21 protein-coding genes are annotated in these 21058 nt (G+C 47.7%); 13 read left to right on the forward strand and 8 right to left on the reverse strand.

The window, feature by feature from the left end:
• Positions 1 to 16 precede the first annotated feature (16 nt).
• The 6 genes from AC58PV_RS15110 (at position 17) to AC58PV_RS15135 (ending at position 7303) form a co-directional block, all read left to right on the forward strand.
• Positions 17 to 838: a carbohydrate ABC transporter permease gene (locus AC58PV_RS15110; RefSeq protein ID WP_497433113.1), complete on the forward strand. Its 822-nt coding sequence runs from the start codon at positions 17 to 19 to the stop codon at positions 836 to 838.
• 145 nt (positions 839 to 983) lie between these two features.
• A complete protein-coding gene (locus AC58PV_RS15115; RefSeq protein WP_497433040.1) occupies positions 984 to 2366 on the forward strand; it encodes an ABC transporter substrate-binding protein in 1383 nt (460 codons plus the stop codon).
• Between the two features lie 73 nt (positions 2367 to 2439).
• Positions 2440 to 4263: a cache domain-containing sensor histidine kinase gene (locus AC58PV_RS15120; protein WP_497433041.1), complete on the forward strand. Its 1824-nt coding sequence runs from the start codon at positions 2440 to 2442 to the stop codon at positions 4261 to 4263.
• The gene (locus AC58PV_RS15125) at positions 4256 to 5884 is read left to right on the forward strand and encodes a response regulator transcription factor (protein WP_497433042.1); all 1629 of its coding nucleotides are present in this window, start codon (positions 4256 to 4258) and stop codon (positions 5882 to 5884) included. Before AC58PV_RS15120 ends, AC58PV_RS15125 begins: the two co-directional genes overlap by 8 nt.
• 25 nt (positions 5885 to 5909) lie before the next feature.
• Positions 5910 to 6635 carry an SDR family NAD(P)-dependent oxidoreductase gene (locus tag AC58PV_RS15130; RefSeq protein WP_497433043.1) on the forward strand — a complete coding sequence of 242 codons (726 nt, stop codon included), beginning with the start codon at positions 5910 to 5912 and terminating at the stop codon, positions 6633 to 6635.
• A 26-nt stretch (positions 6636 to 6661) separates the two neighbouring features.
• Positions 6662 to 7303: a ThuA domain-containing protein gene (locus tag AC58PV_RS15135; RefSeq protein ID WP_497433044.1), complete on the forward strand. Its 642-nt coding sequence runs from the start codon at positions 6662 to 6664 to the stop codon at positions 7301 to 7303.
• A gap of 232 nt (positions 7304 to 7535) precedes the next feature.
• On the opposite strand, the gene AC58PV_RS15140 is transcribed toward AC58PV_RS15135, so the two are convergent.
• Positions 7536 to 8318 carry an SDR family NAD(P)-dependent oxidoreductase gene (locus AC58PV_RS15140; RefSeq protein WP_497433045.1) on the reverse strand — a complete coding sequence of 261 codons (783 nt, stop codon included), beginning with the start codon at positions 8316 to 8318 and terminating at the stop codon, positions 7536 to 7538.
• 326 nt (positions 8319 to 8644) lie between these two features.
• On the opposite strand from AC58PV_RS15140, the gene AC58PV_RS15145 reads away from it, so the two are divergent.
• On the forward strand, positions 8645 to 9301 hold the full coding sequence (locus tag AC58PV_RS15145; RefSeq protein ID WP_497433046.1) for a glycosyltransferase: 657 nt from the start codon (positions 8645 to 8647) through the stop codon (positions 9299 to 9301).
• A 164-nt stretch (positions 9302 to 9465) separates the two neighbouring features.
• Positions 9466 to 10053, forward strand: a complete 588-nt coding sequence (locus tag AC58PV_RS15150; RefSeq protein ID WP_173119656.1) for a TVP38/TMEM64 family protein — start codon at positions 9466 to 9468, stop codon at positions 10051 to 10053.
• 96 nt (positions 10054 to 10149) lie between these two features.
• Here the strand turns inward: AC58PV_RS15150 and AC58PV_RS15155 are convergent, their stop codons facing one another.
• The 4 genes from AC58PV_RS15155 to AC58PV_RS15170 all read right to left on the reverse strand — a co-directional run bounded on the left by AC58PV_RS15155 (position 10150) and on the right by AC58PV_RS15170 (position 13679).
• Positions 10150 to 11265, reverse strand: coding sequence for an ATP-binding protein (locus AC58PV_RS15155; RefSeq protein ID WP_497433047.1), 1116 nt, complete (start codon positions 11263 to 11265; stop codon positions 10150 to 10152).
• Positions 11266 to 11381: 116 nt separating this feature from the next.
• Complete coding sequence (locus AC58PV_RS15160) at positions 11382 to 11651, reverse strand: hypothetical protein (RefSeq protein ID WP_497433048.1); 270 nt, start codon at positions 11649 to 11651, stop codon at positions 11382 to 11384.
• A 340-nt stretch (positions 11652 to 11991) separates the two neighbouring features.
• On the reverse strand, positions 11992 to 12726 hold the full coding sequence (locus AC58PV_RS15165) for a DUF421 domain-containing protein (RefSeq protein ID WP_497433049.1): 735 nt from the start codon (positions 12724 to 12726) through the stop codon (positions 11992 to 11994).
• A gap of 101 nt (positions 12727 to 12827) precedes the next feature.
• Entirely contained in the window at positions 12828 to 13679 is an 852-nt protein-coding gene (locus AC58PV_RS15170) for an SDR family oxidoreductase (protein WP_497433050.1), read from the reverse strand.
• 146 nt (positions 13680 to 13825) lie between these two features.
• Here AC58PV_RS15170 and rpiA point away from each other — a divergent pair, with 146 nt between their 5' ends.
• From rpiA to AC58PV_RS15185, 3 genes are all read left to right on the forward strand, one after another.
• Positions 13826 to 14488 (forward strand): ribose-5-phosphate isomerase RpiA, encoded by a 663-nt coding sequence (gene rpiA, locus AC58PV_RS15175; RefSeq protein WP_497433051.1) that lies wholly within the window; start codon positions 13826 to 13828, stop codon positions 14486 to 14488.
• A 116-nt stretch (positions 14489 to 14604) separates the two neighbouring features.
• A complete protein-coding gene (locus tag AC58PV_RS15180) occupies positions 14605 to 14883 on the forward strand; it encodes an AbrB/MazE/SpoVT family DNA-binding domain-containing protein (protein ID WP_497433052.1) in 279 nt (92 codons plus the stop codon).
• Positions 14880 to 15215, forward strand: coding sequence for a type II toxin-antitoxin system PemK/MazF family toxin (locus tag AC58PV_RS15185; RefSeq protein WP_497433053.1), 336 nt, complete (start codon positions 14880 to 14882; stop codon positions 15213 to 15215). Before AC58PV_RS15180 ends, AC58PV_RS15185 begins: the two co-directional genes overlap by 4 nt.
• A gap of 121 nt (positions 15216 to 15336) precedes the next feature.
• On the opposite strand, the gene AC58PV_RS15190 is transcribed toward AC58PV_RS15185, so the two are convergent.
• Both AC58PV_RS15190 and AC58PV_RS15195 read right to left on the reverse strand, forming a co-directional pair.
• The gene (locus AC58PV_RS15190; RefSeq protein ID WP_497433054.1) at positions 15337 to 15837 is read right to left on the reverse strand and encodes a DinB family protein; all 501 of its coding nucleotides are present in this window, start codon (positions 15835 to 15837) and stop codon (positions 15337 to 15339) included.
• 199 nt (positions 15838 to 16036) lie between these two features.
• Entirely contained in the window at positions 16037 to 16978 is a 942-nt protein-coding gene (locus tag AC58PV_RS15195) for a helix-turn-helix transcriptional regulator (protein ID WP_497433055.1), read from the reverse strand.
• A gap of 140 nt (positions 16979 to 17118) precedes the next feature.
• Here AC58PV_RS15195 and AC58PV_RS15200 point away from each other — a divergent pair, with 140 nt between their 5' ends.
• The gene (locus AC58PV_RS15200; protein ID WP_497433056.1) at positions 17119 to 17979 is read left to right on the forward strand and encodes a YybI family spore inner coat protein; all 861 of its coding nucleotides are present in this window, start codon (positions 17119 to 17121) and stop codon (positions 17977 to 17979) included.
• A 66-nt stretch (positions 17980 to 18045) separates the two neighbouring features.
• On the opposite strand, the gene AC58PV_RS15205 is transcribed toward AC58PV_RS15200, so the two are convergent.
• Positions 18046 to 19275 carry an aminopeptidase gene (locus tag AC58PV_RS15205; protein ID WP_497433057.1) on the reverse strand — a complete coding sequence of 410 codons (1230 nt, stop codon included), beginning with the start codon at positions 19273 to 19275 and terminating at the stop codon, positions 18046 to 18048.
• An 83-nt stretch (positions 19276 to 19358) separates the two neighbouring features.
• Here AC58PV_RS15205 and AC58PV_RS15210 point away from each other — a divergent pair, with 83 nt between their 5' ends.
• Positions 19359 to 21038: a glutamine--tRNA ligase/YqeY domain fusion protein gene (locus AC58PV_RS15210; RefSeq protein ID WP_497433058.1), complete on the forward strand. Its 1680-nt coding sequence runs from the start codon at positions 19359 to 19361 to the stop codon at positions 21036 to 21038.
• Positions 21039 to 21058: the final 20 nt, after the last annotated feature.

Raw genomic sequence — 21058 nt, forward strand, 5'->3', positions numbered from 1 at the left:
CCTTGTGCAATCTGCCATGAATTACCGTAAAATAGTGCTCACTGTCATCATGTTTCTGTTCAGCTTGCTTTTTCTAATGCCCTTTTTCTGGATGATTTCGGCCTCGTTCAAGATTGAAGCGGATGTATTTAATTTTCCTATTGAATGGATTCCTGTCCACTGGAATGCTTGGGGAAATTACAAGGAGGTGTGGTTTGGTAATTATCCCTTCTATACGTACTATTGGAATTCCATTAAAATTAGTGTACTAACGACGCTGATCTCCTGCACGGTTTCCAGTTTGGCCGCCTATGGCTTCTCTAAGGTTCAATTTCCTGCAGGTAAGTGGCTGTTCTTAATCGTACTTGCCACCTATATGGTACCTGGGCAGGCTATTCTTATTCCGCAGTTTATTTTATACCGCTCCGCTGGTTTTTTTGATACCCATATGGGATTGATTATTCTTAATAGCTTTAGTGTGCTCGGTACGTTTATGTTGAGACAGTTTTTTATAGGCATCCACAACGAATACATTGAATCGGCCAAAATGGAAGGCGCGGGTCATTTCAGAATCTATTTAAGCATTGCGCTTCCCCTGGTGCGACCGGCTATAGCCACATATGCCATTCTGCGATTCATTTGGACGTGGAATGATTATCAGAATCCATTAATTTTCTTGCGAACAGATAAGTTGTATACGATTCAGCTCGCTATGCAGAAATTCTCAAGCATTAACGGAGAATTCTATTCCCTCATTATGGCTGCCGCAGTTTCAGCGATCTTCCCGCTGCTTATCGTTTTCCTGATAGGGCAGAAAAGTGTTATTGAAGGCATCTCAATGGGCGGCGTGAAAGGGTAGTTGGCGTAAACAAAGAGCGATTGGCGTTATAAAGTCAAAATAATCGGTAAAAAAGTCAATTCTCTTTTATAGAAGGAACAGAAGATCTTGTTACAATAATCGAGCAAGTAGTGGAAGCGCTATCACAAAACATGGAGGGGTACACTTGAAAAAGAATGTGTTCAAGGTTTTGCTTGTAGGAACTATGGCACTAAGTCTGCTTGTTGGTTGTTCCACCGGAAGTAAAACACAGTCCAATGAGGGGAACAGCACACCGTCTGGCGGGAAGTCGAAGGATGCGGTTACGATTCGGTTTTTGACGCACGGGATGGACTCGAACTATAACTGGAAGGAGACAATTCCGGCTTTTGAGAAGAAATTTCCCGATATTAAGATTGATCTGGTTCAACTTAGCGATAAAGGGGATACGGCTGAGGCGAATAAGAAGCTCGATTTGGCCGCTTCCTCCGGGGAAACGATGGATGTGTTGATGCTGACGGACCCAGCCAGCTTTGCGAAGCGGGTTGCCTTAGGGATTGCTGCGCCGATGGATGAGTTTATTGCCAAAGAAGGTTTTAAGGTTAGTGAAGAATATAAGGTAGATACCCAGCTTAACGGCAAGTATTACGCCCTTCCGACGAAGCTTACGCCTTGGTATGTTGTCTTGAACAAAGACCATTTGGATCAAGCGGGACTGAAAGTGCCTACGGATTGGACTTGGGACGAGTTCAGGGAATATGCCAAGAAACTGACCAAAGGCGAGGGTACAACGAAGCGTTACGGGGCTTTCTTCCACGGGCCGACGGATGGTGGATTCATGGAGTTTATGAAGCTGCAGTTAGGCAATCAACCGGATAATATGGAGTTCTTGAAAGCGGATGGCACCTCCAATCTCGATAGTCCATTATTTAGAAAGACGATTGAGCTTTACCTCAAAATGGAGAAAGAAGACAAATCTTTAACTCCGTATGACGAAAGGATATCGCAAAAGCTGCACTATCGTCCTGCTTTCTTCAACCAAACGACAAGCATGGTTCTGATGGGCAGCTGGTTTACTAGCGAGCTTGGCGGTACCGAGCAATTCCCGCTGAACTTCAACGTTGCTGTAGCGCCGTATCCAAAAAATGCGCCTGGCGATCCTAACGGCTACGCGCCGTATATCACAGATTACATGGCCATAGCGGCCAATTCCAAACATAAGGAAGAAGCGTATAAGTTCATTCGTTGGTATACAACAGAAGGACAAATCGTACAAGGCAAACAAATCCCATCATGGAGCAAAGTAAAGCCGGAGGAAATGGGGAAAATTGTCGATGTCATTCTGAGCAAAACGAAGAATCCGGAAAAGGTGGATAAAGCCTCTATTACGAACGTGATGACGGGTTATAAATCAGCCAAATCGATTCCTCCTGTGACGTATCAAGCAGAAATCAATAAAGCGATCAATGAGGAATTTGAATTGTTGATTTTTGGCAAGCAAGATATAGACACCATGATTAAAAAATCCAAAGATCGCGTTCAAAAATTGATTGATGCCAATAAAAAATAAGAAGCTATAATAGAAGCAAGTAGGAGGGGGTGCATTCTAGCCCTTCCTGGTGTCAATAAGGGAGGAATCGCAGATGTGGAAGTTGCTGGCTAGAATGATGCCACCCCGAACGCTTCGATTTAAACTGATGATTGCATCTGTTGTCTGCATCTTGATTCCGGCTTGTATAACGATGTCGGTCTACAATTATTTAACGCGGGACGCCGTTAAGGAACAAGCGGTATCCAATGCGGCGGAATCTCTAAAGCTGGTAGACGGCTACGTCACGAATCTACTCAAGTACATGCTGAATATTGCGAATTATATTCAAATGGATGCTGAAATTAATACGATTTTGAAGGAAGTTTCAGGAACGGGATATCAGGGAGACGATATTGAATATCGGAGATTTGCAGACAGGTATAAAATAACCAGCAAAATCACGAATATTACTTTCACAGGTGAGAAAAGTTATGTGACGATTTTATTGAAAAACGGGACGTATTATACGAATTACCCGCTGTATGAGTATGATCCGATGCAAACTTTTGAAGAGCCTTGGTTCGGTAAGTTGAAAGATTTGAGTGGGATTCAGTCCTACTGGGTGGGGACGGCGCCAACCGTGTTTTCAACGGAAAAATCATTGAAGAATGCCCACCAAATCTCTGTAGCCCGCACATTGCGAGGCGAGGGGCTCGATATTTACGGCTATGTCATTGTCACCATCATGGAAAATCAAGTGAACCAAATTTTTAATCGAATTGCTTCAGATCAGGGAACCTTGCTGCTGGATGAGTCGGATACCATCCTTTCCCAAAGGAACAGCGAACAGGTTGGATTGAAATTTCCCTATGTGAAGCAAGCAGCCGAACATGCTTCGGATATCATTCGTATTGAGAATGAAGATTACTTGCTGACTACGCTCCCGCTAAGCGTTACGGATTGGAAGCTTGTGTCATTAATTCCTTATAAAAAAGCGATTTTCAAAATCGATTCTATTTTTAAGAAAGTATTTATGTATCAAGTCATTTCATTTCTTGTATTTTTATTGCTGCTGTTGTATCTCCTGCAAGCCTTTACAAAACCGCTGGCGCATCTTGGTAGGGTGGCGGCGACGGTACGGCGAGGCAATTTGGAGGTTCGCTCGTTTATCCGGGGCAAAGATGAAATCGGAATCCTCGGCATGTCCATCGATCAAATGCTGGATCACATCAAAAACATGATTGCTGAAATTACAGTCACCCAGACGCGCAAGCGCAAGGCAGAGTTGGCCATGCTGCAGGTACAGATCAATCCGCATTTCTTGTTTAATGTCCTGAATTCGATTCGAATGAAGGTGCTGCGGAAAGGGGATGTGGAAAGCGCGCAAATGATAAGCTCACTCTCCAAGCTGCTGAGAATGACGATTTCTCAGGATCAAGATTTGATCTACTTTCACGAGGAAGTGGAGACCATCAAGGAGTACGTGCAATTAATGGATATGCGGCAAAAGGAAAAGGTGAATCTTGAAGTGGATGTGTCGCCGGATGTGCTTTTTCAGAAGGTGCCGAGATTCTTTTTACAGCCGATTATCGAAAATGCACTTATTCACGGGCTGAACCAATGCGCTGGAACGATTACGTTGAAGGCAGTTGTCAATGAACGCCAATTCGTCGTGATTGTTGAGGATAATGGGGAAGGTATGGAGCCCCACGTATTAGCCTCGCTTCGTCATACTGTGCTGACTGGCAAAGGCTTGGACACGGCGGAGGGAGAGGATGTATACCGCTTCTCCAGCGTAGGTCTGCCTAATGTATGGGAACGGATGAAGCTGACCTTTGGGGATGCTTTCGAAATGAAGATCGACAGTGAACGCGGAAATGGAAGCTGGGTAACGATGCTTTTTCCTAGGGAATTGGAGGGGCGTAGCGATGTATAAAGTGATGTTGGTGGATGATGACTATCCTGTTCTTGAATTATTATCGGAAGCCATTGCCTGGGAACGCCTCGATTTGCAGTTGACCAGTGTTCATGAGAATGGGATGAGCGCGCTGGAAGCGTGCGATGAGGACATGCCGGATATTATCATTACGGATATTGGCATGCCCAAGATGAACGGTCTGGACCTCATTCGTGAGCTGCAGCAGCGGAAACCGGATATTCGGGTCGCTATTCTGTCCTGCCATAGTGAATTTCATTATGCGCAGCAGGCTATGAAGCTGAATGTTCAGGACTACCTGCTGAAGGATACGCTGAATCCGGCAGATTTGGAGAAGCTGCTGTTGCAGTTCAAGGAGAAACTGGACCAAGAGCAACAGCAAGATCAGCTTCACACACATCTGCTTGATCTGGTTGATCGCAGCAAAGAGATGATGAAGGAGAAGTTTATTCGCAGCACAATCCATGAGCCTATTCTGGATGCCGCCAAATGGCAGGTGGAAGCCAAAGCCTTCGGTTTAAGCTTTCAGGGGCAAGTATGCCTGCCGGTCATGGGCTTCATCAGCAACTACCGAAGCGTTGCGCAGCGATTCGTATCCAACGATATTTTACGCTTTGCTGTCAACAATGTGATTCGAGAGGTCTTGGACAAAGAGCGTTCCGGGGCGATTCATGCCAGCTATGATGCCAAAGAATCCTATATGCTGTTTCTATATCCGCCAGGTCTTAAGGTGAATCCGTATGAGCAAACAAAGCGGACGATTCTTATGATACAAGGAGCACTGCGCCGTTTCTTAAAAATAACGATGACTTACTTGATTGGAACGATAAGCACCAACCCCGAAGAGCTGAAGCTGGGCCTTAGAGGGCTGCTGGGCAGCACGGCGCAGCGCTTCTATTTAGGCGAAGGGGAGATTGCTAGACAACAAGAGCGGGAGCTTGTCCCAGCCTACGTATTCTCTTACTACGATAAAGCCAATGAAGAGTTCAGGGACATTCTGGTCGATAAACAAGAAGCGTCCTTGCTGCCAACTGTTAAGCGCTGGATGAACGTATTCAAGGAGCAAACCTGTCCACCGGAGATGGTGAAGGATTGGGTATTGAAGCTGCTTCTGGATTTGAAACTGAAATTAGAGTCTTTGCAGCATTTCCGATCCACGTATTCCGTCGATGTGATGCACAAGGATATCCTGGAGATCGATACCATGACGGAATTGGAGCATTGGCTTATCGATTACTTCCACTCCGCCATATCGGTGACAGGGGAGATTATGGACCAGAGCAAGCGTCTGTCTGTGCTGAATGCCTTGCAATATGTGTCTATGAATTTGGATAAGCGCATCTCTCTGGAGGAAGTGGCCGAGCATCTGTTTCTGAATTCCAGCTACTTCAGCCGTTTGTTCAAGAAGGAAACCGGGGAAACCTTCATTGAGTATGTAACGCGAATGAAAATGGAAAGAGCGAAGGAACTGCTGGATATGACCAATGAGCCAATGTGTAAAATTTGCGAGCTGCTGGGATATGACAGTCAGAGCTATTTTATCAAAATATTCAAGTCTTATAATGGGCTGACCCCTGTTGAATACAGGAAGCTGAAATCATTTACTAGTGTCAAAGTGTAGATTAGAAATATGGGGTGGACTAACCATGACAAAATATGCATTTGTAACCGGCGCGGACCGGGGGTTGGGGTATGAGTTGGCGGTTCAGCTGTTAAAAAGGGGATACACTGTGTTCGCTGGACGATTTTTGCGCGATTGGGTCCAGCTCGACAAAGCGGTCTATGCCTATGACGGAAGGCTAATCGCGATTGATTTGGACGTATCGGATGACGAGAGTGTCAAGCAAGCCGCGATCAAGATCACTGGGTATACGAGCAAGCTGGATCTCGTTATTAATAATGCGGGTATCGCCAGCGGCAAGGACGATGAGATTTTTAGCGAGATCGATTTCAACGCGGTAATGGGTTTGTACAATGTGAATGCATTGGGTCCGTTACGTGTGACGAATGCGATCATATCCTTGTTAATGAATGGGGAAGACAAGCTGATCGTCAACATTTCTTCCGAAGCTGGACAGATTAATCAAACGTGGCGGGAGAGTTGGTATGGTTACTGCATGTCGAAGGCGGCATTAAACATCCAATCTAACATTGTTCATAATCAATTGAAGCATAAAGGCGGACGCGTTCTTGTCATTCATCCAGGCTGGATGAAGACGTACATGAGTGGTAAATTAAACGATTCAGCCGATGTCGCAGCGGAAGAAGCGGCTTCACAGATCGTAGAAACGCTCTTGCAGTATCAAAAAAACAAAGAAGTACTAACGCACCCGGCTTTCCTTGATTACAAGGCAGAGGAAATGAACTGGTAAGCAGATCGAAAGGGGCTTGTATGCATATGAACAACAACCAAAAAGCTTTATTGCTGGGGGACATCACAAACGCCAAATATCATCCGCTTCAAGCGGTAGCTGATGACATAACGGATGTGTTCCAGGATCATCTCAATGTGGAGATATCGGAGGACAGGGAAAAGCTAACGGTTGAACAGCTGAAAGCGTTCGATCTATTCATTTCCTATACCGATAGTTGGAAGATTCAGGTGACGCCAGAGCAAGTAGCAGGCGTATTAGCCTACGTAAGCGGCGGCGGCGGGCTACTTGTTATACATAATGGAGTATCGCTGCAAGCGAGATATGAGCTGAGTCAATTGATAGGCGCCAAATTTACAGGACATCCTCCCTATACATCCTTGGATTTCCACCTTACCTCCGCCGAACACGAAATTACGCAGGGGATTGAGTCCTTCTGCATGGATGAGGAGCCTTACCGTTACGACATGGATCCGTTGTCAGAGAAGACCGTGCTGCTCGAATATATGCATGAGGGCAAGAAGTGGCCTGCTGCCTGGGCGCATGAGTACGGTTTGGGCCGAGTTGTTTATCTCATGCCTGGGCACCATGTGGAATCATTCAAGCACCCGACGTACCGGAAGTTGATTCTTCAGGCCGGTCAATGGGCTTTGCGAAAGCAGCTTTAAGCATTAGGGGAAGCCAAGAGGAAGCTGTCACGAGAACGAGGAAGCCCAAAGAGCAGCATCGTTACCCACGTAAGGGCAATGGCTTCATTGCTTCCTACGTGGGTATTAAGGTTTCCATAAGAGAAAGAGAAGGTCTCAGTAAGCAGATTGAGGCTCTCTTTGGAAGTCCAATGCTGTGAGAAGATCCTCCATCCTGTTTGTATCAGGGGGGAGGGTCTTCAAACTCAACGAATTACAGCGTTGCACCTTTTCCACCATCGACATTCACTGCTGTGCCAGTGACATAAGAGGCGGCATCGGATACGAGGAACGTAATTACATTTGCCGCCTCCTGCGTATAGCCGATGCGTCCCAACGGAATTTGATGGTCGGGAAGCTGCGAGAATTGCTCCCAGGTAAGCTCAGGATGCTGGTTTTTCCAGCCCTTTTCGATCTGATCGCTTTGAATTAATCCTACGCAAACGGCATTCACGCGAATATGGTGGGAGGCCAGATCTTTACTCATTGCCTTGGTTAGCGCCAAGCCTGCTGCACGGCTGACCGAAGTGGGCAGCGATGACGCAGTAGGGGTTTTGGCGGAGGATGTAGACATGTTCACAATCGCTCCTTTGCCTGATTCTTTTAAGTAAGGCAGCGCTGCTTTTGAACAATGAATAGCGCCAAATAATTTCAAATCGAGATCCTGCGTCCAATCCTCGTGCGTAGCTTGCTCGAAAGGGCTGGCGGCGAAGGTGCCGGCATTATTGATCAAAATATCTAATCTCCCAAAGTGCCCCACGGTTTCCGCAACAGCTCTTTGACAATCGGCTTCGGATGAAACGTTCGCTTGAATATAGTGAACTTTCGCGCCGGTTTTCTCAGCGATCTTTGCTGCTGCGTTGCGCAGATCATCCTCATTGCGAGCGCAAATGGCTATATGGGCGCCTTCAGATGCTAGCGTTATCGCTGTCACCAATCCGATCCCCTTGCTTCCACCGGTAATCAGAGCTACTTTTCCTGCTAATCCCAAATCCATTTCATATCCCCCTATCGTTCATAGGCATTATGAATCTTCCATAAGAAGAATATACCTATCCTCTATATAATTATAGTAGGAATGAATTTCTTTCATTGTCTTTATTTTGATTATTCGTAGCAATATTTTTACTTTACCAGCAATCGTATCGTCCTATCGATGCTTCTTCACCTCCGGATTTAAGGTAAGTAGGTAAATAAAACTATAGGATCAGGAGCCCCGTGGTTGCTGAGGGTCCTTTTTCCATTGCCATGAAGGGCATAAATAAGTTGATTTTGCTCAAAATAAACCATGTTCGAGAATTGTTTGCAGAGGAGAAGGTTTTAATGAAACGAAAGTTCCTATTAGTAACGCTGCTCGTAACGATGATGTTCTCCTTCACTTTCATGCCGCTAGGTGCACATGCCGCCGCTGGGAAAGAGCCTAGTACTGCGATGTGCATGAGCGATGCGAAGGTGAAGCTTAAGCAAGATATGAGGAGACTTTGGGTCGATCATGTGGGCTGGACAGGAAGCTACATTGTTAGTGCGGTTGCAGGGCTAGAAGATCAGAAGGATGTACTGGCTAGGCTGCTGAAGAATCAACAAGACATCGGTGATGCGATCAAGCCTTACTATGGAGATGCGGCGGGTAATAAGCTGACTGAGCTGTTGAGGGAGCACATCCTGCTTGCTGGCGGGGTGCTGGATGCGGCTAAAGCTGGCAATCAGGCAGAGCTTGCGAAAATGAATAAAGAGTGGTTTCGGAACGCAGATGATATCGCCAAATTTCTAAGCGCCGCTAACCCGAACTGGTCACAGAAAGAACAACAAGACATGCTGTATGCACACTTACAGCTCGTTACCGACCAAGTCACCTCAAGGCTAAAAAAGGATTGGAAAGCGGACATCCTTGCTTCGGATAAAAATTCCGATCATATGACCATGTATGCAGATATGCTGTCGGACGGAATTATTAAGCAGTTCCCTGATAAGTTCAAATAAGTACGCGAACATTTTATATAAAATCCGTCCTAAGCTGATACTGGTGCATCCGGTATCAGCTTGTTTTATGCGTAATCGTGCGCTGGTTGGGGACGGCGTGCTATAATCGTGCCATATGAACGAGAGGAGAGGAAAGGTCGAAACTTGTCGACTTTTCGCGCCATATGGATATCAAAGAGCTCTTATCTTATTTAACCGAAGAGAATCTAATGCTGGTTCTGGACAAGTACCGTTCATTCGGTCCGTTGCCGGGACTGCTGCTTCCTTTTATGAAATCTTTCATTCCACCGCTTCCAACACTGGTGATCATTAGCGTAAATGCCGCTGTGTACGGGTTATGGCTCGGTTTTCTGTACTCATGGATCGGTATTGTGTGCGGTTGTTTGGTGACATTTGCAATTGTAAAAAAGGTGGCAGGCCACCCTTATCTCGTGCGCTGGTCGCAGAAACCGAACGTCCAAAAGAGTTTGAACTGGGCGCGGCGTCAAGCGTTTAATTATGTCTTTATCCTTAGTCTATTTCCCTTGGGGCCTTTCGTGGTCATTAACATGGCAGCAGGGCTGGTGCGGATGCGTTTCCGCTCTTTCTTAGTGGCGGTTGCTGCGGGGAAGGCAGTGATGGTCATGTCCGTTAGTTTTATTGGCTACGATCTGAAGCGGTTCATGGATCATCCCTATCAGCTTATTTATGTGGCCTTATTTATTGCGATTTCTCTATTTATTAGCAAAAAAGTAGAAAAGCGGTTTATGTGATTGATGCAACAGAATCCCCCGCCTTAGTACAGGGCTTGCTTCCCGATATAGAGGAGCGAAGCTTGAGCTGAGGCGGGGGCTTTGTGCATGGTAAGATTATACGTTGGAGTCGCTCCACACCTTGAAAGATAAGTTCGGATAGCTGGCGGCCAGCTCATCACTTTCTTGTTGCAGGAGACGGAAGTCAAACGGCTTGTGAAAGATATCGCGATCTGGCAAAAATGTCACAGTCGTTCCCGTTTCTTTCGTTACGCCCACCGTTTGAACCGCATTCTGAGGAATACCGTGCTTATATTGTTGTTGAAAAATGAAGCCATCCCGCTTGATCGTAACAGTAAGCTTGCTGGAAAGTGCGTTGACGATGGGCATGCTGATGCCTTTTTCACTGCCAGGGGAGAAGAGCAGGGCGCTTCCACACAAGTGGTTCATATCCGTCAGAACAGACTGCACACGCGGCAATTCTACACCAGGAAAAGCTTGAAGAGGTATGCCTCGGCCATTGTCAGATACCGTTATCGAGCCATCTTCATGCCAAATAAGATTAACCTCTGTACACGTGCCATGCTGGTGCTCTAAAAGGCAATTCTCCACAACCGCCCAAAGCAGCAGGTGCGGGTTATAAGCATCATCGGTTCCTCCCAGGTAGGCGGGGGCATTCGTCCTTGCCTCCGTCATGGCAATGTAGTCTGTAGTATCCATCAGATCGGAAGTCGCTGCCAGAAGTAAAAGCAGTGGAAGTACGCGATGTCCAGGGATCGCATAGGTTCCCCCTCGCTCCTCTTGAACGAGCAAATCCGCGCCAACTAAAGCTTTCATATGATGATAAAGCTGTCCCGTTGTTCCCATATTCAAGCGTTCCACAAGCTCAGGTCCCGTTAGTGGTTCCTGTAACACTAATCGTAAAATATCTAAACGCTGCTTGTGCGCAAGCGCTCCTAACACTTTGGCCGTTTTATCAACGTCCAGTTGGAGTAACTGGCTCACTTGTTTGTCCTGCGGCTCCCAGCGATAGTTTGCAGTAGCTCCTCGATATTGACCCGAATAAAATAAACGGCCTAGCCCAGCAGAAGCGGAGATTTCTTCGGCGTGCACGGTCGGCGGGGAGTGCTCTGCTGCATCCCGTTTCAGTAATTGCTGAACCAACTGTCCCAGTTGGTTCATTTGCGTCTTCAACGCATCTAGCTCAGTGCCATAGTCCCGTGTTGTGGTCAAGTGGATCACCTCATCTAAATTTTTTAATTACGTAATTACATAATAACATAATGGAGTTGTCCGATGGAAGGGGGAAAACGGGATAAGGGATATGAAATATGGAGTGCGCAAGATCTTCAAACAGCTAGCCTTAGGTGAGGACATAAGCAATTCGTTGTGCTCAGTATCAGAGTAAAAGCAACTTCATCCACAGTGACACCATCACCGAAAGCAACACCGTAAACTATGGTAACACTTCCAGCCAGAGTATCATCGTCATTCATAGTAACACCATCAGCGCGAGTAGCATCGTTACCTAGAGTAACACTTTCAACAACAGCAGAATCGTCAACCATACTAACCACCATCAGCCAAAGTAGCAGCATCACCTCTAGTAACACCATCATCTACTTTAATAACCCTCACCACAGTAGCATCGTCCCCACAGCAGCGCCATCAACAGAATGCCTCCATAACGCTGTGGATGATCAGCAAATTTTGAATAACTGGATTTTATGTAGCTAATTTTGCTGAGAAGCCGCCTTTGAGGTGATTAACTGGAAAAAGTACAGCTAAATTTGCACTTTAACGCCGGAATGTTGAGGAGTGGGAGGAAATAGATGGAGGTTTTCCATCTAAGATGGGAAAAAGCTCATAAACGAGCAAATTAACTGTACAAAATCCATCTAAAGTTGGGAGACCGCTGATCCTATAGCTAAAAAACCACAAAAAAAGACGTACCAACGCTTAATGCAGCGTTAGTTCGTCTTTTCCTTGCGTGTCCAACTCCGTGTACACGCGAATCTGATCTTGATAATCTATCGTAGCAAGCACGACGTGCGCCATATCCACCTGTAAAGTCTGCATCTGCGACTCCAGCCAAGCTAGATCCTTCCCTTGATCAGCGAGTAGCTTTTTATCATAGGCACCTTGTATAATCAGTGGCTTTATGAGGGAGAACGGATCGCTGGGGAGTGCTAAATCTTTGGTTGTCACCGTTTGATATGGGGGCTCAAGGAAGACAGAGACCATTCCGCCTGGCTCCCACAGAGAGAGCGCCACTTTCTCGATATCATCCACTTGTTGTTTACGAAGCTCAGAGAAGAGATGATCGACTGAGATTTTGGCTTTACGCAAAGCACCCATGCGAAGCTTGCCGTGTTCAATAAGCGTCAGCGGTGACGGTTCAAAGAGATGTTTGAGAAAGTTCCATTTGAGACTGAGCCAAGAGGTTAGGAGATAGAGCACGACGAGCGCAATGGTTGTGATCATGGAGCCTGTTAGACCTAGGTGCTCATCGGAGAGCGGGTGCGCCATGATATTGCCTAGAATGAGGGCGATGACGAAGTCGAGAAAACGCAGCTGAGAGATGGATCGTTGGCCTAAGGTTTTGGCGGTGATGAGTAGAAAAAAGTAGCCTACAACGGCACGTAAAATCCATTGCAACGTGGTCAGTGATTCTTGACTGCGAAAGAAGTCCAAGGGTCGTCACACTCCGAACATAAGGTAAATGCCCCCTATAACGTTCCCTTATAGGGGAGCAGCTATCCGCAGTCAGCAAGGGCGCATCCCGCCATGTGACGCTACGCGTCACTGGTTAGCCCTACCTGCTCCTCGCTCCAAGCCCAGAGCTGACGAGCTAGCGCCTCGTCCTTCGCTCTGGCAGCAACAGGCGCAATCTGCCGCCTGTAGTAGTACTCGCCGCTGACCGTACTGACGTCCGGGCTCGAAGCCAAGTACACCGCCGTATCCGCGCCCTGCGCCGGCGTCAAGAAAAATGGCCGCAGCATCGCATGCACGGCCTTCCCAAACCCGGTGTCGCGATCGACACCGATGCTTGTAGCCACGGCTCCCGGATGGAGCGAGTTGGCCGTGGCCGAAGTGCCTGCGAGCCGCTTCGCGAGCTCGCGGGTGAACAAAATATTCGCCAGCTTCGACTGGGCGTATCCGTTCCAGACCCGGAACCCTCGCTGCAGGTGAGGGTTCGCCCAATCGATGCGCCCGATTTTGTGGGCGCCAGAAGAGACATTAACGATCCGCCCCTGCGGAGCGCGGATGATCGCGTCCAGCAGAAGCTGGGTCAGCAGAAAATGCCCAAGATGGTTAACGCCCATCATGGCCTCGAAGCCATCTGCTGTGGTTTTCCGCTTCACGGTGACGACGCCCGCGTTATTCACGAGCAAATCCAACACGTCGTGTTTGGCTAGAAACGCCGCCGCAAAAGCGCGAATGCTCGCCAGCGAAGCGAGGTCGCAGAGCATGAGCTCGATGCGCTCAGAGCCGCTCTGGCGGCGCGCTTCAGTAAGCGCCTGCTCGCCTCTTGATTTGCTGCGGCAGAGCATGATGACGTTGGCGCCTTGTTTGGCCAATGCCACCGTCGTGGCAAGGCCCATGCCGGAGTTAGCTCCGGTAATGAGTACCGTTTTATTGTGCATCGCGGATCGCCTCCTTTTTTTCCAGTATAGCCCATGAGAAGAATTCCCGCATATCAGATTGCGCGAACGATGCTTCGTTGGATATTCCTATGTATGTTAAACTGGTTAGATAGCATTCAAACAGTGAAAGCGAGGAGCGTGCACAAGTGGAAGCGAAAAAAGCAGCAGCAGAGCTAGCGGTGGCGGAGATCCGTGAAGGGATGATCGTCGGTTTGGGGACAGGATCAACGGCCTATTGGGCGATTAAAGGTCTTGGTGAGCGGGTGCACAATGGCCTGAACATTCAGGCGGTCGCCACGTCCGAGGCCTCCGAGAACTTAGCGAAGGAATTGGGGATTCCGCTTATTGCATTTGCCAATATCTCAGAAATTGACGTCACGATAGATGGTGCAGATGAAGTGGACGCTGATTGGAACTTAATCAAAGGCGGGGGAGGTGCGCTGCTGCGGGAGAAAATCGTTGCATTTTCAAGTAGGAAGCTGATTATCGTGGTGGATGAAAGTAAAGTCGTTGCACAGCTTGGCGCATTTCCCCTACCTGTAGAGGTTGTAAAGTTTGGTTATGAATTGACGATCCGGAGGCTTCGAGCGCTTGGCTGCAAGCCTACAGTTAGAACTGCTGATCGTCAGCCATTCGTGACGGACAACGGGAACTATATCATCGATTGTGATTTCGGCAGCATACCGAATCCTGCTGGGCTGCATCAGGCAATCAACGGAATTCCGGGTGTTGTGGAGACTGGGCTTTTTGTCGGGATGGCGAAACAGGTGATCGTGGGGTATCAGAATGGTTCGGTGGAGAGGCTGTAGCATTTTCCTCTAATAATGGGTGAGATATAGGTATCAAAAAACTTATAAATGTATATCTTATGTATATACAATTATAAGGCGGTGGGATATACTTGGCCTATATGAAGGGAAAGGACATGATCTTGATGACAACTGCTACGCTCAGTAAGTGGGGGAACAGTAGTGCAGTCCGTATTCCAAACCAATTAATAAAACATCTCAACCTAGAAGAGGGCGCCGAACTTGAAATTAGTGTAACAGCGGATAACGATATATTGCTTCGGCCTATAAAAAAGCAACAGGATTCAAATGTAGAGCTGCAAGCACATTTAAAAAGTCTTCTTTCAAAAATAAAACAGGATTCACCTCGCCATGATGAAATTGACTTAGGCATTGAAGGAGACGAATTGATTTGATCACTCCAGCCCGTGCTGACCTAGTGTGGTTAGACTTCGACCCTCAAGCTGGTCGTGAACAAGCTGGCCGCCGTCCCGCAATTGTTTTGTCCGATACTGATTTCAATGAATTGACTGGATTTGCGCTAGTGTGTCCAATTACTAACCAAGTAAAAGGGTATGCTTTTGAAGTACCTCTTCCAGAAGGACTCCCTTTCACTGGTGTTGTTTTAACGGATCAATTGAAGAGTTTAGATGTAAAGAAACGTAAGGTGAAAGTTGTTGGAAGTGTTTCAGTTGACTCCGCTTGTATGACAGAGATACTACGTAATGTGCGAGCTATTTTAGCGTAAGTTACCTAGGATTGATAAGGTAATTAAAAAGAGTTGTCCATCAAGTAGAGAAAAAATACTTGTTGAGACAACTCTTTTCGTATTTCTTTTTATAAATATCCTTAACTATTTACCTATCACCCTACACCAACGGCTGCATCCCCATCTCAACCCAGCTTTCTCGTGTCGGGCCATAAATGTCGGGAACGCGCAATCCAGCTTGGCGCATCAAGACGATCATTTCACCGCGATGGTGAATTTCATGGGAGATGAGCACGCGCAATGTTAGTCCATTAGGCCACTGATCGCCATACATATCGCTGGTCTCAAACAACTTTGCGTCAGTCCATTGCGACGGAATCGCTTCGATGGCTGCGGCAGCGGAAGAACGGTAGGTGTCTGCGATGGTTTGGGCAGAAGCGGGAGCAAGCTCTTCCCCTTCAGGTGCAGCGAAAGTCAGTCCTGTGCGGGATAGCATCTCGTGAACCGTTGTGGCGATGTGCCAAGCGATTTGTCCAAGCGAACGGAGTTCAGGTGTGATTTTCTGAGCAAGGGAAGCGTCTGTCAGGACGTCCATAACACGTTGGGTACCTTGTGCTTCACGGGTATATTCAGTTACAAAATCTTCAATCATCTTAATCATGGGGGTTGTCCTCCTCAAATTGGGTCGCCAGGGAAACTGGCATCGTAAGTAGAAGCTTTGGTTTATTCGCATTCCTGTATGAATACGTCATTTGCAGGAGCAGAGTTTCATTGAAACCTGCCTATGGTTGAGTTGATGCCTTGAATGTCATGCACACCTCATATCCCCAGTATAGACAATCATTGCTGACAACAGAATGTCAGTGAGTCGGGTAGAGGGCAACAATTTTCTCAGCTTTCTCTCTGATCGTAGCTGCGATATGTGCGGGTTCTAGAATGCGTAAGCTTGGACCATAGCTGAGCAGCATGCCATGCAGCCAAGGTTCATCGGGCTGTGTCGCTCTAATCATCAGTGTTCCGTCAGGCTGCAGGGTGACATCCTCCGGTCGGAAATAGTCTTCAACCTGCGCCCTCACATTCGGCTGCGCGTGCAGTACGAGTGTAATCAGGGTAGAGGAGTCCCTACGGCCTAGGCGATAGTCGAGTCGATCCAACGTTTCTTGCTTGCGTTCGAATGTTTGGGAGAGTACATCAACGTTATGCATGCGCGATAGTCGGAATACTCGGAAATCCGCACGCAGCAAGCAGTAACCGTACAGATACCAGCCGAAGCCTTTAACCACGATGCCCATGGGCTCAACGGTTCGCACGGACGATTCGCTTTGTGAGGAGAGATAAGAGAAAGTAATGAGCCGTGTCTCCTTGACTGCGGTGCGAAGTGCTGTAAGCTGTGCTGTATTCTGATGGCCATTGCCCCATGGATTCATGTCGAGGATGAGCTGGTTGCCGAGATGGGCTGCAGCAGGTTGCTCGGATTTGGCAACGAGCGCACCGACCTTATCCAACAGATTGCTGATTTCTTGGTCGGGGACGGAAGCGTGAATTCCTTTGAGGCCAGTAATGATGGATTGCAGCTCTTCCAAAGACAGGAACTGACGATCCAGCCGGTATTGGTCCATGATTTCATACCCCCCGCTGAGTCCTGAATAGGAAACAACCGGAATGCCCGCCTGATTAATAGCCTCCACATCCCGGTAAATGGTGCGCAGTGACACCTCGAATCGCTCCGAAAGCTCTTTGGCGCTTATCCGGCGACGATTGAGCAGCAGCATGGTAATGGCGAGTAAACGATCTATTTTCAAAAAGGAACACCTCATTAATTCTTGTCGTATTCTTCATTCCGTATTCCATTATACAGATGTAAATCGGTTGTTGCCGCATAGCTTATGGAAAAATTTGAAATAATAAACCGAATTGAATTCTAGGATGGGAAGTGCGAACCATGTCTCGGTTTAGAAAAAGTTTGGTAATCCCACTGCGCGCAGCAACAATGGGGATGCTCTTGAGCGGTGTTTTGAGTTTTGGTGGATCGGCAGAGGCCTACACGCAAGCGGTTCCTCCACCGCCATCCCAAGTTGCGCCTCCACAGAGTGGACAGGGTCAGCTTATCCAGACGCGTGAGATTGATGTCACGGGTGACGGCAAGCCGGATATGGTCTCCCTCGTCGGTTTGAAATCGGACATGAACAGCCCTTATTATGACAAGCTGTTTATCTCCGTCGTCGGACAAGGTCAGGCGCAGGTCGTGATTCCGCTGGAAGGCGGATATAATCCGAAGATGGATTTCTGCGATTTTATCCATGACAATCTGCCCCAGATCTATGTGACTTCCGATACCGGCGGCAGTGGCGGGTTTACTTCGAATTATATGTATTCGCTCAAAAATAACGTGCCTACCCAGATCCCGATGCCGGAACCGTTGCATGTGAAAGCGACCTTCAAGAATAATTATAAGGTAAAGATGAAGATCGAGGAGACAGGGAAATCGTTCACTCTGGATATTGCCGATCGCAAGGAGGCTTACGAGCAATTCGGCATTTACAATCAGGGGAAAATTGTGAAACCGATCATTGTCAATGTGGATGCCTACAGTCTGCTGAAGCCTGTCGATGTGGATCGGGACGGGTTCTGTGAGCTGAAAGGTGTTCAGCGCATCACAGGTATCGCGAATGCTGACACATTAGGCTATGTCACATCCGTGTGGAAATGGCACAAAGGCCAATGGAAGCTGAAAGAAGCAGCTGTTACGCAAACCTTGGCGACCAGCATGGTGCGTGCACCGAGTCTTGAAGACGAAGACTAGATGCGAAAAAGACCGCTCTTACACGGAATTCATTCCATGTAGGGCGGTCTTTCAGTCTTGTGAGGCTTAAGCCCAGTTCCCATTGTGGAATAGGGGTTCGCGCGTACCATCTGCTTTAATTCCGTCAATCGCCATATCCTTGGAACCAATCATGAAATCCACGTGGATTAAGCTTTTGTTATAACCATTTGCTTCAAGCTCCTCGGCACTCATCGTCGTGCCGCCTTCAATCGTGAACGGGTAGGCATTGCCGAGTGCGATGTGACAGGAAGCATTCTCATCGAAAAGTGTGTTGTAGTAGATGAGTCCTGATTGCGAGATCGGTGAATCATAGGGAACGAGTGCCACTTCACCCAAATAACGAGCACCTTCATCCATATTCAGCATGTTGTTCAGTACTTCTTGCCCCACTTCTGCAGTTGCCTCGACGACGCGGCCATCCTTGAAGGTTAGGGAGAAGCCATCAATCAATGAACCTTGGTAGCTAAGCGGCAGCGTGCTGCGAACGGTACCGTTCGTGCCATTACGTGCTGGCATCGTAAATACTTCCTCTGTCGGAATGTTAGGTACGAAGAAAATGCCACTCTCCGTCTCACTGCCTGCAGCAACCCATTGATGCTTAGGTGCCAGTTCTATGTAAAGGTCGGTACCTGGTGCTTGGAAATGAAGCTGCTGATACTTCTGCTGATTCAGCATATTCTGCTTGGCGGTCAATGTAGCGATATGCTCTTTCCATGCGGCAACAGGATCCGCTTTATCGACGCGCGTCAGCTTGAAAATCTGCTCCCATAGCTGTGTAATCCGCTCGGATTCACTCAAATTCGGGAATACTTTCGCTGACCATTCGGCCGTTGGATAAGAGACCATCAACCAGTTGACTTTGTTGTTGCGCATATAGGAAAGGAAGCCTGCACGGGCAGTCGCTGCTGCTTTACTGGACATCGCGACGCGTTCGGGGGCGACTTCTTTAAACAAGTCCGAATTAGGCGCATAAATGGACAAGAAAGCAGCGCCGCCCTTCGCCATTTCTTCCATGCCCGTTGCCCGCCACATCGGGTAAGTTTGCAGAGTGTCATCGGAAGCATTTTTGAGGCGGAGCGCCTTCACTTCATCGTCATCCCAATCGACAACTACGTCTTTCGCGCCTGCTTCATAAGCTTTCTTCGTCAGCTTGCGGACGAAATCCGCACAAGCAATTGGCGTCGTAATGACGACGGTTTGATCCTTTTGTACATTTAATCCGACGCGTATCGCAAGCTCTGCATATTGGTCTAAGTAATGCTCGAATGATTCCATCTCTATGTCTCCTTTATATTTGAGTACCATTAATGTATGATAGAAAATAAAACTTTAACCCGCGGGAGAAAGGCTGGGCACATATGGAAACGAAAAACGCTGAAACAAACGTAAGCGCAATATCAAATTTCATTAAGAACATTGTAAACGAAGATTTGAAATCAGGCAAAGTCAGTCAGGTCGTGACCCGATTTCCCCCGGAGCCGAACGGTTACCTTCATATAGGACATGCAAAGGCGATATGCACGAACTTTGAAATCGCAGATGATTTCAATGGGTTAACGAACCTTCGATTTGATGACACGAATCCGGTCAAAGAAGATGTCGAATATGTGGAGTCCATTAAACAAGACGTAGAATGGCTAGGTTTTAAATGGGACGGGCTTTTCTTCGCTTCGGACTATTTTGAAGAAATGTATAGCCGAGCATTAATCTTGATTCGCAAAGGGCTAGCTTATGTCGATGACCAATCGGCGGATCAAATCCGTGAAACGCGTGGAACACTGACGCAAGGAGGAACAAACAGCCCTTATCGTGAACGTACGATCGAGGAGAATTTGTCCCTATTCGAGCGTATGCGTGCGGGTGAATTCAAAGACGGCGAGCGTGTGCTGCGTGCCAAAATTGATATGTCAGCACCGAATATTAATCTGAGAGATCCGGTCATTTACCGTATCCTTCACGCACATCACCATAATACAGGAGATGCATGGTGCATCTACCCGATGTACACGTATGCACACCCGCTGGAAGATGCGATTGAAGGTGTAACCCACTCGCTTTGTTCGAGTGAGTTCGAGGATCAACGACCGTTCTACGACTGGGTGATCCGTGAGTGTGAGATGCCGAATGTGCCGAGACAATATGAATTTGCACGTATCTCCCTTATGAATACCGTCACGAGTAAAAGAAAGCTGAAACAACTCGTCGACGAGAAAGCTGTTGACGGTTGGGATGACCCACGTATGCCGACCATATCGGGTCTGCGCCGTAGGGGCCTTACAGCAGAGTCGATTCGCAACTTTGTTCGTGAACTTGGCGTATCCAAAGGCGGCGGTGGCAGTGTTGTTGACACTCGCATGCTGGATCACTTCGTCCGCGAGGATCTGAAGCTGAAGGCGCTGCGCACGATGGGCGTGCTGAATCCGCTCAAAGTCGTCATCACTAACTATCCAGAGGATAGCGTGGAGATGCTGGAAGCGGAGAATAATTCCGAGAACCCGGAAATGGGTAATCGCATGATTCCTTTCTCCCGCGAGATCTACATCGAGCAAGATGATTTCATGGAAAATCCACCGGCTAAATATTTCCGGTTATTTCCCGGCAACGAAGTGCGTTTGAAGAACGCCTACTTCATCAAATGCAACGACTTCATCAAGGATGCCGATGGCAACGTGGTTGAGTTGCACTGCACTTATGATGTCGAGACCAAGAGCGGCAGTGGCTTCACTGGCCGTAAAGTCAAAGGCACGATCCACTGGGTGGATGCAAAAAGCGCCGTACCCGCGGAATTCCGTCTGTACGAGCCACTGATCTTGGACGATGAGGAAGGCGATGAAGAGACATCGTTCATGGACAAAGTGAACCCGAACTCCTTGCAAATCGTGCAAGGCTTCGTGGAAGACAACATGAAGAATGTGAGCCCGCAAGAAAAATTCCAGTTCTTCCGCCACGGCTACTTCAACGTGGATCCGAAGTACACGACACCGGGTCATCCCGTGTTCAACTTGATCGTTTCGTTGAAAAGCTCGTTCGTGGTGTAACGAACGTTGAACTGAACCCC

The organism is Paenibacillus sp. J22FR83 (genome assembly GCF_059691955.1).

Excerpts from the sequence above, each read along its gene's own strand:
- AC58PV_RS15190 (WP_497433054.1), bottom strand. The coding sequence starts at position 15,837 with ATGATTAAGATGATTGAAGATTTTGTAACTGAATATACCCGTGAAGCA.
- AC58PV_RS15110 (WP_497433113.1), top strand. The coding sequence starts at position 17 with ATGAATTACCGTAAAATAGTGCTCACTGTCATCATGTTTCTGTTCAGC.
- AC58PV_RS15170 (WP_497433050.1), bottom strand. The coding sequence starts at position 13,679 with ATGCACAATAAAACGGTACTCATTACCGGAGCTAACTCCGGCATGGGC.
- AC58PV_RS15200 (WP_497433056.1), top strand. The coding sequence starts at position 17,119 with ATGTCTCGGTTTAGAAAAAGTTTGGTAATCCCACTGCGCGCAGCAACA.
- AC58PV_RS15145 (WP_497433046.1), top strand. The coding sequence starts at position 8,645 with ATGAAACGAAAGTTCCTATTAGTAACGCTGCTCGTAACGATGATGTTC.
- AC58PV_RS15140 (WP_497433045.1), bottom strand. The coding sequence starts at position 8,318 with ATGGATTTGGGATTAGCAGGAAAAGTAGCTCTGATTACCGGTGGAAGC.
- AC58PV_RS15205 (WP_497433057.1), bottom strand. The coding sequence starts at position 19,275 with ATGGAATCATTCGAGCATTACTTAGACCAATATGCAGAGCTTGCGATA.
- AC58PV_RS15130 (WP_497433043.1), top strand. The coding sequence starts at position 5,910 with ATGACAAAATATGCATTTGTAACCGGCGCGGACCGGGGGTTGGGGTAT.
- AC58PV_RS15210 (WP_497433058.1), top strand. The coding sequence starts at position 19,359 with ATGGAAACGAAAAACGCTGAAACAAACGTAAGCGCAATATCAAATTTC.
- AC58PV_RS15150 (WP_173119656.1), top strand. The coding sequence starts at position 9,466 with ATGGATATCAAAGAGCTCTTATCTTATTTAACCGAAGAGAATCTAATG.
- AC58PV_RS15125 (WP_497433042.1), top strand. The coding sequence starts at position 4,256 with ATGTATAAAGTGATGTTGGTGGATGATGACTATCCTGTTCTTGAATTA.
- AC58PV_RS15135 (WP_497433044.1), top strand. The coding sequence starts at position 6,662 with ATGAACAACAACCAAAAAGCTTTATTGCTGGGGGACATCACAAACGCC.
- AC58PV_RS15160 (WP_497433048.1), bottom strand. The coding sequence starts at position 11,651 with ATGATGGTGTTACTAGAGGTGATGCTGCTACTTTGGCTGATGGTGGTT.
- AC58PV_RS15180 (WP_497433052.1), top strand. The coding sequence starts at position 14,605 with ATGATCTTGATGACAACTGCTACGCTCAGTAAGTGGGGGAACAGTAGT.
- AC58PV_RS15120 (WP_497433041.1), top strand. The coding sequence starts at position 2,440 with ATGTGGAAGTTGCTGGCTAGAATGATGCCACCCCGAACGCTTCGATTT.